Here is a 15,978-nt window from a genome sequence, read left to right on the forward strand (position 1 = left end):
CGATCCCGCCTCTCGGGCATGTTTCAGGGCCGCCGGGCCACCACCCGGCAAGGGAATGGTCTCCAGCAGAGTGGGTCCAGATGCCACCTTCGAGAGAGGTTCACACCATAGGATTGGAGCGGCTCATTCGACCTGCATCCCTGGACGATTTCCGCGAGGGCGACGCCTGGCGATACCCGCAGCTCGACCGCGGGCCTCTCACGCGCTTCCCGGAGCTGCTCGCCATCCCGGAGCTCTTCGACCTGTCTCGCCTCGCCGCGGTCTACAATGAGCCCGTCCCGGTCTGGATGCCGGCGCGGTGGCTGAAGAGCGCGGCCCACCGTGGCCTCTACGGAACGTTCTTCGAGCCCGAGTCCGCGCTGCGCCTGCACCGGCTCGGAGCGACCCTCTTCTTCCCGAACGTGGAGCGCTTCCTCCCCGTGGTGCGCCCCCTCCTCGCGCGGCTCGAGCGAGATCTCGGCGTCGTCGAGGTCCACAAGAAGAGCGTCTTCAACGTCTTCGCCTCCGCGCCTGGCGCCGGCGCCGTCGCCCATTTCGATCCGGAGATCAATTTCGCCGTGCAGCTCAAGGGCAAGAAGCGATGGTGGATCTCCGACAACACCCAGATTCAGTTCGCCCCCTCGGCCTACAGCGTGATCGATACGGACGCCACGATGAGCCCCGCCTTGCGCATCGCCTGGGGCTCCGCGCCGAGGCCCAAGCGGCTCCCCGGCAAGCCGCGGGTCATCGACGTCGACGAAGGGAGCGCCCTCTACTTCCCGGCGGGCTGCTGGCACAAGACGAAGACCCTCGAGGAATCGATCCACGTGGTCCTGGCGATCTGGCCAAAGAGCTGGCTCGGCGTGCTCTCCAGCCGGCTCCGGGCATCCTTTCCTCAGCGGGTGGGCGGCACTCCGGTCCAGGCAGCGCGTCTCTCGGAGCGCGTTGCCGAACGCATTGCGGCGCTGCGCGCCGAGGAGCTTGTGGACGGCCCACGTGGCCGGCGGGCGCGGTCAGGACGCCGTCCCCAGGTCCAATGAGTGACTGGTTGAGCCTGCGGCGGCTGATCGCTCCTCTCCCCTTGGCGCGGTTCGAGCGCGACTGCTGGGGGCACGAGGCCGCGGTCATGCGCGGCCCCCTCGAACGCTTCGGTCCACTCTCCGGCCTTGCGGAGGCGTGGCCTGCCGAAACGCTGGTCCTCGCGCACCGCGCTCCCCTGACGGTCTGCTATCCCCGCCCATGGCTCCGCGGCGTTCGCCCGCAGGTGGCCCCGACGGCGGTTTACCCGGCCACGGAAGCGCTCGTCCTCCACCACCTGGGCGCCTCGCTCTATGTGCGGCAGCTCGAACGCTTCGACCCGATCCTGAACCAGGCGCTGGCGAGCCTGCGAGGAACCGCCGGGTCGACGACGCAGGTGCACGGCGACGTCCTGCTCACCGGAAGCTCGTTGCCCTCCGAGGTCCCCTTGCCGGACGGAGCCACGTTCCTGGTCCACCTCCACGGCGAGCAGCGCTGGGCGGTGAGCGGCCTCGTGCTCGACGCGGCCGCGCGGAGCCCGTCTCGCGCGCGAAAGCAGCGCACGACCGAGGTGCGGACACAGCCCGGCACGGTCCTCTACCTGCCCACGAACACCGCGCGCCTCACCGCGTCCACAGAGGGCGCCCTCACCCTCGTCCTCTCGGTTCCCGTCCAGTCGGCGATCGAGCCGGTTCTCGTGCGCGCCGCCGAGCTGCTGCTCCGGGTCGAAGCCCTCCGTGCACCCGCCCTGGTGCCCCCCACCGCCTCTGGCAAGCGGAAGGCGCTCGCCGCTGCCGCCCGCGCGATGCAGTCCCTCCCGACGGCCCTCCGCGACCTCCACCCGCACCGTCTGCTCGCGGAGAGCCGGGGGCGCCGCTTTCTCCGCACCAAGGGGGTGCGCGCTCGCTTCCGGCCCCTCCCGGGTCGAACGGACATGTCGTTGCTGACCCTGTCCCCCAGACACGGCCCCTCCACCGAGGTGACGCTCGACGCCACCTTCGGCCAGGCCTGCGCCTGGATCCTCGCCCAGCGCACCGGCTTCTGGGAGCAGGACGCGCGCCTCTCCCTCGGCATCGAGGTCGAGGCCCTGAACGGCTTGCTCGAAGCCCTGGAGCAGGCCGGCCTGCTCCAGGAGCGCCGCGGGTGAGGTCGCGATGAACGCGCACGACGGCCGCCGTGAGCGACTCTCACCAGCGATGATGAAGCGCCGTGCGCCTGGCGGTGGCTGGCTCGTCCTCGGACCGAACCTCTCCCTCTTCCACCTCGACCGGCTGCCCACCTCGCTCACGTCGATGCGCGAGGCGGACCTCCAGGCACTCCGGCAGCTCGGCCTCGTCGTCCCCAGCACGCCCTCTCCTCCCGCCGCTCCCTCGCCCTCGGCGCCACGAACGCGCAGACGCCGAGCCGGGTTTCACGGCGTGATCCTGAGCAGCCCTGGCCCTCGTGGCAGGCTGGCCGCGGCGCACCTCGCCCACGCCCTCGGCGCGCAGCACGGCATCTTCCACGTCGAGACCGCCGCAGCGCTCCGGCAGGCGGCCAGGGGGACCCTCGTCGTCTGGATGGCCCAGGTCGAGCCCAGCGCCCCCCTCACCACCATCCGACACCTCGTGCGCCGCGGCCTGCGGGTGCTCTGGTTCGGCGAGACGACGGAGGGACTCCAGGTCGGTCCGCTGTTCGAGTCCGTCGCCCAGGTGCGCGCATACACCGAAGCCACCTCGCGGCGGGGCAGCACCCAGGCACTGCGGCGGCTGGGCTTCCGCGCAGGGTGGCCCCTCTCGCTCCTCGATCGGACCCTGACCGACCCCCGCCCCATCGCCCGCGCGATCCGTCGCATCCTCACGGAACCACAGCGCTGCGTGCTCCTGCCCTCCAACCGGCAGGTCGCCCTCTGGACGGAGGCGCGCTCCGCTCCGCAACCCTTCGCCATCCTCCGTCAGCGCCAGCAGTGGTCGAAGGGTCTCTTCGCGGATCTTCAGGTCGAGCGCCTCCCCGGAGGCGCCTTCATGGCCTCCTGCGCCACCCCGTGCCGCGGGATCGCCGCACTCGAAGGCTGCAACGGCAAGGGACTGGATCGTCGCCACGCCGTCCTCACCGCCCTGGGCGAGGCCGTCGAACGCTTCTCCGCCGCCGAGGCGGGACTGCTTCTCCCAACCGAACCACCGCCACCGACGGCCTACCCGCTGAGCGCCTTCCACCCACGCGAGGATCGGCACTACGTCGCCCACCTCCAGGCCGGCGCCCCTGATCTGCCAGGGTACCCCGTCAGCGATGAGCTCACCGGACGCCCCACACGGGTGCCCGAGTGCCTGGTCCCGTTCCCCTACATCGCGCCGCGCAACCGCCCCCGCTTCGCGAGCGACACGGCAGGCCTCGCCGCGTACCCGAGCCGCGACGGCGCGATCTTGCGCGGCGCCTCCGAGGTGCTCGAACGCAACAACCTCTACCCCCACCTCCTTCACCAGCGCCCTGCCATCCAGCTCCGCGGCGAGCGTGACGCCCTCGGGCCGCGCGTCCTGCATCTCGTGGAGCGCCTCGAACGCAGCCTGCCCGCGCGGGTGTGGCTGCTCGAGTACCCCGAAGCGCACCGCCTGCCCATCGTCCACGCCTTCCTGTTCGACCTCCGGGCAGGCCACATGAGCCGCGGCACCGGCTCGGGGACCACCGTCGCGCACGCCGCGGAGCGCGCGCTGCTCGAAGCGCTGATGACCCGCGCCCAGCACGAGCACCTGCGAAACAACCCCGAACTGCGCGCGGACGGCGGCTTTCGCGACTGGGCCAGCCCGCACCGGGTGCGCTCCCTGATCGCCTACCTGGATCGCCAGCCGAGCGCCCCTTCGACGGCTCGTCCCGCGGCGGACGACACCGCGCAGCTCGACCGGATCAAGGATCACCTGCGGGCGGCGCAGATCCCCCTGCTCGTGGCGACGCTGCCGTGCCCCGTGGAAGGCTGGTCCGCAGTCCGGGTGCTCCTCCCGGGCCTCACCTGCCACGCGCACGCCTCCCGCAGCGCCGGCGGACGTGCCCTCCTCGGCGCATCGCTCCGCCTCCGGATCCCCACCTGAGCCGCACCGACGCATGCTCCACCCAGCACGCGGACTCCCAGGCCTCCCGATCGCCCCTCGCCTCGCTTGCGCCGCGGCGAGCGCTCTAGGCGTAGAGGTAGCTGGTCATGCGCGCTCGGGGCAGCTTCGCGAGCAGCAGCGCGAGCACGTACCGCGCGACGATCTCCGCCGCGTGGTTGACGCGCTCGTCCCGCCTGGCCACCTCGACGAAGTCCGCACCCACGATGTCGAGATGGCGCGCGGCGTGCTCGATCAGATCGAGGCCCTGGTAGTACGCGATGCCTCCCAGCTCCCGCGTGCCGGTCTCGCGTGCCAGGTGCGGCGCCATGCAGTCCACATCGAAGCTCAGGTACCAGGGCAGATCGCGCGGCAGCCTGGCGAAGACCTCACGCGGAGACCGCCGCGACAGCTCCCGCGCGGTCACGAAGTGGATCCGCGGATCCGACCGCTTCCGGTGTCCGGCCGGGATCACGTCGAGCGTCCGCAGGCCGAGCTGAACCAGCTTGCGCACCCCCGCCTCGCGCATCGCCAGCGCGAAGACGCTCGCATGGGAGAGCGGCCCGGGCTGGCTCGGATCGAGGTAGTGATCGTGGTGGGCGTCGAAGTGGAGGATGCCCAGCGCGGCGTGGTGGCGCAGCAGCGCGCGCAGCGGGAACAGGGAGATCGCATGATCCCCGCCCAGCGTGATCGGCGTGAAGCCCTGGGCCACTGCCCTGTCGACCACGAACTGGAGACGCGCACCGAACGCCGAGAGCCCCTCCCCGGGGACCCGCCGCACGTCGCCCACATCGATCGTCCCCAGCGACGGCGGCAACGTGTACACGCACCTCCCGTCGACATCGAGCAGCCGCGTCCCGGCATCCACCGCGGACGAGGCCCCGAAGTAGCGGAAGCGCTCACGGATCAACGAAGGCCCGTGCTGCGCACCAGACGCCGTGTGCGACCCCTGCTCCGAGGGCGCCCCGACCACGACGAAGCGCCTCGCCGACACGCGACGCTGCAGATCACCGAGCCCTCCAGGCGCTCCGATCGCAGGCCCACGCCCGACACCGACGAGCGGCCCCTCGTCCCAGTCCTCGGCCTCGGACTCGGGGACGAGCACCCGCGCCGCGAGGAGCGCATCGAGATCGCGCTTCGCGGCCTTCGTCAGGTGCGAGCCATCGGGCAGTGGCGACGGCTCCAGGAACGAATCCAGCGCACGAGCAGCACGCGCGCTGATCTTCATCCGCAACCCGAGCCGCTCGTGGAGCAGCACGTATCCCCGCCCCTCCCGCTGACAGAGAAGCCCTGGCAGAACGACATGGCGCGGAGACGGCATCGGCCACGATTTTATCACTGCCCTCTCTGGCACCAATCCCTGGAGAATGGCGCAAACCAGGGACTTTTCCCGTGATCCACCGATCGGGCCATGCACGCTGGCTCGTCCCCGAGACGCTGCAGACGTCGACCACGGACTGCGGCCCTGCGGCCCTTCGCTCCCTGCTCGAAGGCATGGGCATCCACGCGAGCTACACGCGCCTCCGGGAAGCCTGCCAGACCGACGTCGACGGGACCTCGATCGACGGCCTCGAAGGGCTGTGCCTCTCCCTCGGCCTGGAGGCCGAGCAGATGGTCGTCCCACGCGATCACCTCCTGCTCGAGCCGTCCCGCATCCTTCCCTGCATCGTCGTCGTCAAGAGCCGCCTCGGCCCCCACTTCGTGGTCGTCTGGAACGTGGTGGGTCCGTGGGTCCAGACCATGGATCCCTCGTACGGTCGCCGCTGGCAGCTCATCGACGCCTTCCTCGGCACCCTCATGCCCTTCGCCCTGCCCGTCGACGCAGCAGCCTGGCGCACGTGGGCCGAGAGCGACGAGTACAGCGGCGCCATCAAGGCGCGCCTCTCGGCGCTGCACCTCCCGAAGACCCGGCGCGATGCCCTGCTCGAACGCGCGCACACGGACACCACCTGGAAGGGCCTCGCTCATCTCGACGCTTCCCTCCGTTTCACGGCACAGCTCGTGAAATCAGGCGGCCTGCGGCGCGGAGGAGAGGCCTCTCGTCTCCTCGAAGCCCTGAGCGATCCTGCGCGCCAGCACGACGCCGAGATCCCCGAAGCCTACTGGTCCGTGCGCCCCTCCGCGCCAGACCACGAAGATCCCCCGTCAGACCACGATGAGTCTGCACCTGACCACGAGGATCCCCCGTCAGACCACGATGAGTCTGCACCTGACCACGAGGATCCCCCGTCAGACCACGATGAGTCTGCACCTGATCACGAGGGCGAGGAGCAGCTCTCCTTGCGCGGCGCCGTCGTCTTGCGCGTGCGCGCCCCGAAGAACGCCCCGCAGGACGACAACGAACCACCGCAAGACGCTGCGCCCGATCCAGACGCCACCGCGCCCCACGCGCAGAGCCCTCAGCAGCTCGCCAGCGCGATCGCGGACACCGGTCCCTCTTTGCGCGACCACCTCCTCGCGCTGCTACGAGCCGACGGCCCGCGCGAGCGCCTGCTGCTGCTCGGCCTCCTCCTCGTCGGCACGCTCGGTGTCGTCGTCGAGCTGGTCCTGTTCCGCACCCTCATCGACCTCATGGGCCGCCTGGGCCTCGCCAGCCATCGCCTCCAGGCCCTCGGCGTCGTCCTCGTCTTCACCCTCTCGCTTCTCCTCCTCGACATCCCCGCGATGAGCCTCGTGCTCCGTGCGGGCCGCCGCCTGGAGCTCCGGCTACGCCTCGGCTTCGCGGAGCGCTTGCCCAGGCTCGCCGACAGGTACCTCCAGAGCCGTCTCGTCTCCGACCTCGCGGGCCGGCTCCATCACGCCACACGGATCCGCCAGCTCCCCGACGTCCTCTGGCAGCTCGCCCGCGCGGGCATGGAGCTGCTCATGACCGCCGTGGCGCTCGCGTGGCTCGACCCACGCCTCCTCCCGCACCTCGGCGTCGTCGTCACGCTCGGCGTGCTGATCCCCCTGCTCACCTACAACGCCGTCCAGGAGCACGACTACCGCGTCCGCACCCTGAGCGGCAGCCTGTACCGCTTCTACCTCGACGCCCTCCAGGGCCTGTTTCCAGTCCTCACCCACGGCGCAGAGCGCGGCGTCCAGAGCGAGCACGACCAGATCATGAGCCACTGGGAGACCGCCTCCCACGCTCTCCTGCGCGTGCGCATGGGCGCCGAAGGACTCCAGCTCCTCGTCGGCCTGGGCTCCGCCGTGTGGCTCGTGCACGCCCACCTGCGCCACGTCGAGGGCCACGTCGGCAGTGTCCTCCTCGTCGTCTACCTCGCGCTGAACCTCCCCGCCCTCGGACAGCGCCTCTCGCTCCTCACACGGCAGTTCGTCCGGCTCAGGAACTACAGCTTCATCCTCCTCGAAACGCTGGCCGAGCCGCTCCAGCGTCCCCCGTCAGCAGCCCTCACGCGCGCATCGTCAGCGCCCCCGCCCCCGCGCGTGACCGGCATCCAGCTCGACTTCCAGCAGCTCTCCGTGGTCTCCGGCGGAAAGGAACGCCTCGCTTCCCTCGACCTTTCCATCCGCCCCGGAGAGCACATCGCCGTCGTCGGCCCCTCGGGCGCTGGCAAATCCAGCCTCTTCGGCCTCCTCCTCGGCTGGGTCGAGCCCACCGATGGACACCTGCTCCTCGATGGCGAGCCCCTGAGCCCCGCCGTCCTGACACGGCTCACCGAGCACCTCGCCTGGGTCGACCCGGTCACCCAGCTCTGGAACCGCCCCCTCCTCGACAACCTCACCTACGCCGCACCAGGCCGCAGCGTCGGCGAGACGATCGACGCCGTGGACCTCCGCACGGTCCTCGGCCGCCTCCCCCAGGGCCTCCAGACCTCGCTCGGCGAGGGAGGTCGACTCCTCTCCGGGGGCGAGGGCCAGCGCGTGCGCCTCGGCCGCGCCCACCTCCAGCACGACGCCCGCCTCGTGCTCCTCGACGAAGCCTTCCGCGGCCTCGACCTCCCCGTGCGCAAGCGCCTCCTGCGCATGGCGCGCGCGCGGTGGCGAGACGCCACCCTCCTCTGCATCACCCACGACATCGAGGAAGCCCTCGCCTTCGACCGGGTCCTGGTCATCGACGACGGCCGCCTCGTCGAGGACGGCGATCCCCGCGTCCTCGCCCGCACCCAGGGCACGCACTACCACACCTTGCTCACCCTCAAAGCCTCGCTCCAGGGCGCCTTGAGCGCGCCCGCGTGGCGTCAGGTCGTCGTCTCCGCGGGCCGCATCGCGCCTCCCTCCCCTCCAGGAGCCACACCGTGAGCCCCTCCATCGAGCGCGCCGCCTGGCCGATCGAGCGCCTCGGCGACGCCGCAGCCGCTCTCGCGCAGCACCTCGGCTCGACCTTCACGCAGCCGCCTGCCGGCACGCCCCCCACCGACGCCGATGCCTGGGCGCTGACGCGATGGCTCGAATCCCTCGAAGCCACACTCCACATCACCTTCCACCCGGTCGAGCCCTCCCTGAGCCGCCTCGGCCCCGTGCTCACCCACCCCCTGCCGAGCCTCGCCCTCCTGCACACCCCCCAGGGCCGACGGGTGCTGGTCATCCTCCGCGCCACCGGGCGATGCCTCGCTCTCCTCGCGCCCGACGGCCGACGCATCGAGGTCGACCGACACGCAGCCGAAGACACCCTCGCCCACGCCGCCCTCACCGCCGCTGCCCGGCACATCGAGCCTCTCCTCGATCTCGCCGCCGTTCCACCCCGTCGCCGCGCCGCCACCCGGCGCGCCCTCCTCGAAGACTGGCTCGGCGAACAGCCAGTCGCTCAGCTCTGGCGCGTGCGCATCGCGGCGGCGGCCCCGGTGCGACAGCAGGCCGCCCACGTCCATCTCCCGCGACTCGTCTCGCTCATCGCCATCGCCTTCGCCGCCTACCAGCTCCTCTTCCTCGCCTCGTGGTGGGCGCTCGGCGAGAGCGCCTTCGCCGGCCACCTCGACGCAGGCTGGATCGCCGCGTGGACCCTCGTGCTCCTCTCCTCGGCGCCCTTCCTCCAGGCCTCGAGCTGGCTCCAGGGGCACGTCTCCATCGCCGTCGCGCGCCTCCTCAAATCCCGCCTCCTGCGCGGCAGCCTCGCCGTGGATCCCGATCGCCTCAAGCACGAGGGCATCGGTCACCAGATCGGCCGGGTCATCGAGGCCGAGACCTTCGAGCTGCTCTCCTTGAACGGCGGCTTCCTCGGCCTCCTCGCCCTCTTCCAGCTCCCCGCCGCGGCCACGGTGCTCGCGCTCGGTCCAGGCGGCGCGGTCCAGGTCCTCGCGCTCCTCGCCTGGAGCGCGCTCACCGGACTCAGCGCCCTCCGCTTCTACCGCGCCCGCGCCGCCTGGTCCCACCGCGCCTTGCGCCTCACCCACGACACCATCGAGCGCATGGTCGGCAACCGCACCCGCCTCCTCCAGCAACCCGAAGCAGCCTGGCATCACGACGAAGATCGCGACCTCGCCGCCGTCGCCGAGGCCGCAGCCCGCATGGACCAGCGTGACGTCGTCATGCGCGCCGTCATCCCGCGCGGCTGGCTCGTCCTCGGTGTGGCCTCACTCCTGCCGACCGTCATCGAGCAGCGCATCTCCACCGCGCGCATCGCCATCGCCCTCGGCGGCGTCCTGCTCGCCTACCAGGCGTTCTACCTCCTCTCCCAGTCGCTCACGCAGATCCTCACCGCCCACGTCTCGTGGACGCTGGTCCGCGACCTCTTTCACGCCGGCGCAGCCCCGCCCCTCACCCTGCCGCTCTGCCCGGACGAAGACCCTGCCCGCAACGCCGTCGTCAGCGACGCCCACGGCGACCCGCCCCCCGACCTCACAGAGGCCCCTCCCGGCGACCCCCCCACCGACCTCACGGAGACCCCTCCAGCCGACGCACCTGCCGCTCAGATGCCGCCTGCCGCTCAGATGCCACCTGCGGCTCAGATGCCGCTTGCGGCTCAGCTACCGCCTTCAGCCCCCGTCCTCCTCGAAGCCACCAACCTCGCCTTCCGCTACCCCGACCGCGCAGCGCCGGTGCTCGACCAGTGCAGCCTCACCATCGCGCACCGCGACCGCATCCTCCTCTGCGGCTCCTCGGGCGGTGGCAAATCGACGCTCGCTTCCCTCCTCGCCGGCCTGCGCGAACCCCAGGAGGGAACCTTGCTCCTTGCCGGCCTCGACCGCCCCACCCTCGGGCACGAAGCCTGGCGACGACGCGTCGTCCTCGTTCCCCAGTTCCACGAGAACCACGTCTTCACCGCCAGCTTTGCGTTCAACCTCCTCGTCGGGCGCAGGTGGCCGGCCCACGACGAGGACTACCGCGCCGCCGAGACGGTCTGCCACGGCCTCGGCCTCGGCAAGCTCCTCGAACGCATGCCGGGTGGCCTCATGGAGATGGTCGGCGAGGCGGGCTGGCGCCTCTCGCATGGCGAGCGCAGCCGCATGTTCGTCGCCCGCGCCATCCTCCAGTCCCCGCGCGTCCTCATCCTCGACGAGTGCTTCGGAGCCCTCGATCCGCAGAACGTCCTCCGCTGCCTCGACTACGTCGCGCAGCAAGACTGCAGCTTGATCCTCATCTCCCATCCCTGAGCACCGATGTTCCACCGTGCATTGCAGGCGCTCGAATCCGACTCCTTCCGCACCACGCTGATCGTCTCGGTGATCGGCGGCGCCCTGATCGCGGCCTGGTCCTGCTGGCTCTTCTGCGGAAGCCTGCCGGTCTACGCCGTGAGCACCCAGGCCCGGATCGAGGTGGTCCCCGCCCCCTTCCCGGTGCAGTCCCCGGTCCGAGGACGGCTCACCGCGCTCCACGTCGACATCGGCGACGAGGTCACCGTGGGCACGCTGCTCTTCGAACTCGACAGTGTCACCGAGCAGCTGGAGCTGAAGACCGCCGAGCGCCGCCTCGCCGCCCTCCACCTCGAACTCGCCCCCCTCCGTCGCAAGGCCGGCGCCGTCGCCGACGCCGCAACCCGACAGCGCGAAGCGGCTCGGTTCAGCGGCCTCCAGGCCGAAGCACGCCTGGAGGAGGTCAAGGCCGCCGAGGGCTACCTCGAGAGCAACACCCGCAGCGTGATGGCCCTCGCGCAGCAAGGCGCCGTCGCCGAACTCGAACGCCGACGAGCCACCTCCGAACTCGAACAGGTCATCGCCTCACGCCGCTCCTCCCAGCTCGAAGTCGTCCGCAAAGGCCTGGAGACGCGCGTCGGCCACGCCGATCGACAGGCCGCCCTGGCGGAGATCGAGCACGAGATCGCCACCCGGGAGGGACTGTGCGCCGAACTCGAAGTCCGCATCGAGGCCCTTCAGCACGAGATCGCGCGCCGCACCTTCCGCGCGCCGGTCGACGGCCGCGTCGGCGACCTCGCCAGACTCCAGCTCGGCGCCTGGGTCGAGGCAGGTGACCGCATGGCCGCCATCGTCCCCCCTGGCAGCTACCAGATCCTCGCCGAGTTCGAGCCCGACACCGCCCTCGGACGCATCCGCCCCGGCCTGCCGAGCCGCGTCCACCTCGAAGGCTTCCCCTGGACCCAGTTCGGCAGGGTCGAAGGCCACGTCGTGCGGACCAGCAGCGAGGTCCGCGACGGCCGGATCCGCGTCGCCCTCTCCATCGAGCACGTCAACCCCGTGATCCCGCTCCAGCACGGCCTCCCCGGCGTCGCCGAGATCCTCGTCGAGAGCAGCTCCCCAGCCGAGCAGATCCTGCGCGCCCTCAGCCGTTATCCGTAGCGAAAGCCTGCGTCTCGTCGACGCGCTCCAGCACGCCCTCAGCCGCTCTCCGAAGCGGAGGCCTGCACCTCGTCGACGCGCTCCAGCACGCCCTCGGCCAGAAGAACCTCCAGCGCAGCGCGCGCCTCTGCCCAGGGGACCCCGGGCGCCGCGCCCGCACGGAAGGGTCGCCCACCCAGCACTTCCTGGACGATCGGCGACAGCGACGGAGGCAGCGCAATCTCTCGATCGCCAGCGCACAGGTACACCCCGACGCCGCCTTGCGCCTCTCGGGCATCCAGCGCGCTCAGCAGGTGCGGCGACACCGCCCGCAAGAGCGCCCCTCGCCGCACGGGCCCGGAAGGCTCTGCGGAGACCGTCGCGCTGCCCTGCGCGATGAAACGACGCCAGACCCGTGCGAGCTGCACCTCCGAGGCATCCGTCGTCTGGAGCTTCGCCAGCAGCTCCTCCAGCCGCGCGGTGACGTACGCGGCGACCGGCGCTGGCACCCCGCGCATCATCTCCCCCGTGGTCGTCATGCTCATCGGCACGCCCTTGATCCAGGCGTCGTTCTCCTCGAAGCACGACCAGAGCCAGCGCTCCAGGAACGCCGAGAACGACAGCGGAACGAAGTACAGCACGAGCCCCATCGACGGACTCCCCGCCAGCGTCTCGTGCCAGTGCCCCGCCGGCAGGTACAGCACATCCCCGGGCTTCAGCTCGACCTCGCGCAGCTTCCCTGCAGGCGGAGCAACGTCGGGGAAGGGCAGGTCCCCCGGCGGCGTCCCCGTCCACTCCACCTTCCCGGAAGCCTCCAGCACCGCGTTGGCCCTCGGCACCTCGATGGCGGGCTCCTCGGAGTACCGCCACACCTTCGCCCCCTCCACCTGCAGCGTCAGCACCGCTTGCGCATCGAAGTGGGTCGTCAGACCGTGCCCCGCCGGTGACACGTAGCAGCTCATCCCGACCTGCCCCACGCAGCTCAGCGCGTGCTTCGCCGCGCTCACCAGCGCCGCGAGCGCACCATCCGCCCGGTGGATGTCGTGCACGCACACACTGGCCCCAGCCGCGAGCAGCGCCTCGACCTGGTTCGGCGCGATCGGGATCTCGACGGGCCCCTCGTGCGCAGGGGGAAAGATGGCGCGAAGACTGAACCCATCCTCGCTGCCGCCGCGGCTCGCCGCGTGTCCCCGCGCGATCGCGCGCATGAACCGCCCCCTGTCGAAGAACGCCTGAACCCGCCGGCGCTTCGCTGGCCCCGCCGGCAGGTGCAGCGGCCGGCGATCCGCGTGCTCCTCGATGAAGCGAGCGATGCCGAGAGGCGAGAGCAGCTCGGCCAGCATCATCTCCTTCGGCATCGTGGATGCTGCACGAGCGACCCGGCCTCGGGTGCCCAGCGTCGACGGCGCGACACGCGATCTCTTCGTGGTGCTCACGGGCTCTGCTGACCTCGACTACGGCGCAGCATAAGGTCGACCCTTGCGCCTTCGCACCCTCCGCCAGGCAGCAGCCATACCGACCTCGCGCCGTCATGACGGCATCGCGCCTTGATCACCCTGCGCCTCGATCCACAGCGCGTGATGCTGCACAGCATTCCACCGAGACATCGACTCTTCCAATGCAGCCGGACCTCAAACGATTCGTCGGTGCGATTCCCCTCGAATGAAGCGTGCTTCTCGGTACACGGCACACAAACACGCGCGCTAACGTGCCGCGCACCATGAGGTCGCTGGCGAACCCCTTCTTCTCTTGCCTCCTGCTCATCTCCACGGCGTGCACCACGACGGCATGCGACTCCACCGCGACGGGCGACGGTGGCCTGGGAGGAGCGACCACGACGAGCAGTGATGGCGGCTCCGATGCGAGCGGAGGTGGCCAGGGCATCGGAGGCAGCCAGCTCACGGGCGGCGGACAGGGCGGCGACACGGGTGGCGACGGCAACACAGGCGGCACGGGCGGCGCGGGCGGCGACGGCACTTCCACCGCGGCATCAGGCGCTGGTGGCAGCGGACAGGGCGGCGCGGGCGGCATCGGCGCCTCCGCTTCGGCTTCGGGCTCAGGGGGCAGTGGACAGGGCGGCGCGGGCGGCATCGGCACCTCCGCTTCGGCGTCGGGCGCTGGTGGCAGCGGACAGGGCGGCGCGGGCGGCATCGGCACCTCCGCTTCGGCATCAGGCGCTGGTGGCAGCGGACAAGGCGGCGCGGGCGGCATTGGCACCTCCGCTTCGGCATCAGGCGCTGGTGGCAGTGGACAGGGCGGCGCGGGCGGCATCGGCACCTCCGTCGCAGCGTCGGGCGCTGGCGGCGCTGGCGGCAGTGGACAGGGCGGCGCTGGCGGCATCGGCACCTCCGTCGCAGCGTCGGGCGCTGGCGGCGCTGGCGGCAGTGGACAGGGCGGCGCGGGCGGCATGGGTGGAGGTAGCGGCACGGGCGGGAGCAGCGGCTTCCCCAGCGGCACCGCCTTCGCCGTCCACGGGGCGGTCGGAGACGACTTCACGAGGTTCGGCACCTTCGACGCCGCCACGTACGGCTTCTCGCTCGTCGCCGAGCTGCCCGGCATCGTCTCGCCCGGCAGCGAGGACGTCCTCGATCCAGACGCGCGCACGCTATCGTTCACGGCTGCGTTGAGCCACGCGTCGCCGGGAGACCGGAGTTACGTGACGATCGACATCGACACCGGCGACGTCCTCGCCACGCCTCCGTTCGCCGACGGCTTCAACTACCCGCTGCACGACCCCGTGACGGGGAACATCGTCGCGATCCGCTGGGATCATGCTGCCATGATGGAGGAGTTCGGGATCGTCGACGTCATGACGGCGACCTTCACACCCATCTCCACCCTGCCCGGCATCCTGTGGATCAGCGGCCCTGCGGTGCTCGATCCGATCGCGCGCACCTACTCCTTCTGGTCGAGTTCGAACCACGTGACCGTCGACATCGACACCGGCGACATGCTCACCGTCACGCCTGTCCCCCAGATGTTCATCAACTCCCACTACGACCCGGTGACGGGCGAGGTGTTCGCCCTTCGCTTCGACGCCGATGCCGGGATGACGCAGCTCGGAACCGTCGACGTCATGACGGCGACCTTCACCCCCTTCGCCGATCTGGTGGACGTGGCGTCGGTCGCCACCTTCGCGCTCCTGAACCCCGTCGCGCGCACGTACTCCTTCGGCCGCGGCGCCACCGCTGGCGAGCCGCCTGGCACCAGGTACATGAGCGTCGACATCGACACCGGCCTCGTGGTCTCCACCGCGCCGATCACGGACTGGTACACCAGCGTCCTCGCCCTCCCCTGAAGCGCCGGCCCGCTCCCGGGGCGGCCCCCTCGCCCTCGCTCACACGCCGTACTCCGGCAGCCGCAAGGACTGGTGGTGGCCGAGTTTGCCTATGAACCTGTTGAGCCCAGCGTAGGGCTCACACGGGCAACATCAGTGGCCGTCTGAACAAGCTAGGAGGACATGGCAGACAGGGGTCGGCTGCCAGCACCGCCTGCGAAGTAGGGGAAGCCCGCCTTGTGAAGCCCGGCGCAAGGAAGACCGACGAAGGGGGCCGAGGGCAAACTGTGCGCAACGAAGCGGTTGACGGACGCACTGTAGTAGCGTTCCTTAAGACACTGCACTCAACCGCATAACATCAGAAGAGAGAGAGGCGCATGAAATACTGGTCTTTAGGCACAACGGGGATTCGTCGACCGGACAACACATATTGCGTGTGCGCAATCAACGAACAGAAAGAAATCGCTCACGAAGCAATCGGTGCGCAAAACAATGTTCCTGCCGGCAGAGTATTAATCGCGGATCGTGGAAACTGGGGCATAACCAACATTGACGAACCTCGGATGTTCTTGTCGATCGTCTCCAAGGTCGCCGAGTCATGGACACCCAGATGGGACCCACAGAGCAGAACCTGGTCATCTGCAGAAATATTTGATGGATCCATATCGTGGTCCGACGATGCGACCCCGAAGCGGCCGGCATGCGCCCGATCTGTGTACGATAAGATGGATCACGATCATCCTAGAACGCGAGTTCTGCGCCTGAATTTTGATATGGTGCTAGTTGAGAGAAAAGATGATGGCTACGATTTTCGGCCGGCAAAACCGCACGATGGAGAGTGGTTGATAAAGTATAATGGAATAGCGCCTCCGCCTGCAGACCTCCCCTCTGGATCCATGGTGGCGGCCTTTCTCTCTCCTCATAGGTACGATCGGGGTTATGCCTATATGAAGTTCGGGAGCATTCTCTGGACTGGATAAGGTGCCTGATA

The 15,978-nt window shown here is 70.2% G+C and carries 9 protein-coding genes; 7 read left to right on the plus strand and 2 right to left on the minus strand.

Annotation, left to right across the window (positions count from 1 at the left end; all coding sequences use genetic code 11):
- The first annotated feature begins 113 nt into the window (after positions 1 to 113).
- From CMC5_RS45245 to CMC5_RS32585, 3 genes are read left to right on the plus strand one after another with little or no spacing between them, the layout of a single operon-like run.
- Positions 114 to 1,019 (plus strand): JmjC domain-containing protein, encoded by a 906-nt coding sequence (locus CMC5_RS45245; protein ID WP_050434055.1) that lies wholly within the window; start codon positions 114 to 116, stop codon positions 1,017 to 1,019.
- An 8-nt stretch (positions 1,020 to 1,027) separates the two neighbouring features.
- Positions 1,028 to 2,143, plus strand: coding sequence for a hypothetical protein (locus CMC5_RS32580; RefSeq protein WP_156339032.1), 1,116 nt, complete (start codon positions 1,028 to 1,030; stop codon positions 2,141 to 2,143).
- Positions 2,144 to 2,150: 7 nt separating this feature from the next.
- Complete coding sequence (locus tag CMC5_RS32585; RefSeq protein WP_050434057.1) at positions 2,151 to 4,058, plus strand: YcaO-like family protein; 1,908 nt, start codon at positions 2,151 to 2,153, stop codon at positions 4,056 to 4,058.
- Positions 4,059 to 4,143: 85 nt separating this feature from the next.
- On the opposite strand, the gene CMC5_RS32590 is transcribed toward CMC5_RS32585, so the two are convergent.
- Positions 4,144 to 5,376 (minus strand): arginase family protein, encoded by a 1,233-nt coding sequence (locus CMC5_RS32590; RefSeq protein ID WP_082362998.1) that lies wholly within the window; start codon positions 5,374 to 5,376, stop codon positions 4,144 to 4,146.
- A gap of 71 nt (positions 5,377 to 5,447) precedes the next feature.
- Between CMC5_RS32590 and CMC5_RS32595 the strand changes: the two genes are divergently transcribed.
- Genes CMC5_RS32595 through CMC5_RS32605 form a run of 3 tightly spaced genes read left to right on the plus strand, consistent with a single transcriptional unit; the run spans position 5,448 to position 11,731 of the window.
- Positions 5,448 to 8,300 (plus strand): ATP-binding cassette domain-containing protein, encoded by a 2,853-nt coding sequence (locus CMC5_RS32595; protein WP_050434059.1) that lies wholly within the window; start codon positions 5,448 to 5,450, stop codon positions 8,298 to 8,300.
- Complete coding sequence (locus CMC5_RS32600) at positions 8,297 to 10,591, plus strand: ATP-binding cassette domain-containing protein (protein ID WP_050434060.1); 2,295 nt, start codon at positions 8,297 to 8,299, stop codon at positions 10,589 to 10,591. Before CMC5_RS32595 ends, CMC5_RS32600 begins: the two co-directional genes overlap by 4 nt.
- A 6-nt stretch (positions 10,592 to 10,597) precedes the next feature.
- The gene (locus tag CMC5_RS32605; protein ID WP_050434061.1) at positions 10,598 to 11,731 is read left to right on the plus strand and encodes an HlyD family secretion protein; all 1,134 of its coding nucleotides are present in this window, start codon (positions 10,598 to 10,600) and stop codon (positions 11,729 to 11,731) included.
- Between the two features lie 38 nt (positions 11,732 to 11,769).
- On the opposite strand, the gene CMC5_RS32610 is transcribed toward CMC5_RS32605, so the two are convergent.
- Entirely contained in the window at positions 11,770 to 13,068 is a 1,299-nt protein-coding gene (locus CMC5_RS32610; protein ID WP_050434062.1) for a JmjC domain-containing protein, read from the minus strand.
- A 362-nt stretch (positions 13,069 to 13,430) separates the two neighbouring features.
- On the opposite strand from CMC5_RS32610, the gene CMC5_RS45250 reads away from it, so the two are divergent.
- A complete protein-coding gene (locus tag CMC5_RS45250; RefSeq protein WP_156339033.1) occupies positions 13,431 to 15,008 on the plus strand; it encodes a hypothetical protein in 1,578 nt (525 codons plus the stop codon).
- Positions 15,009 to 15,978 lie beyond the last annotated feature (970 nt).

Source organism: Chondromyces crocatus, assembly GCF_001189295.1.
Taxonomy (GTDB): Bacteria; Myxococcota_A; Polyangia; order Polyangiales; family Polyangiaceae; genus Chondromyces; species Chondromyces crocatus.

Bases quoted from the DNA above. Each gene is read 5' to 3' on its own strand.
- CMC5_RS32585 (WP_050434057.1), top strand. From the start codon at position 2,151: ATGAACGCGCACGACGGCCGCCGTGAGCGACTCTCACCAGCGATGATG.
- CMC5_RS32590 (WP_082362998.1), bottom strand. From the start codon at position 5,376: ATGCCGTCTCCGCGCCATGTCGTTCTGCCAGGGCTTCTCTGTCAGCGG.
- CMC5_RS32605 (WP_050434061.1), top strand. From the start codon at position 10,598: ATGTTCCACCGTGCATTGCAGGCGCTCGAATCCGACTCCTTCCGCACC.
- CMC5_RS32610 (WP_050434062.1), bottom strand. From the start codon at position 13,068: ATGCCGAAGGAGATGATGCTGGCCGAGCTGCTCTCGCCTCTCGGCATC.
- CMC5_RS45250 (WP_156339033.1), top strand. From the start codon at position 13,431: ATGAGGTCGCTGGCGAACCCCTTCTTCTCTTGCCTCCTGCTCATCTCC.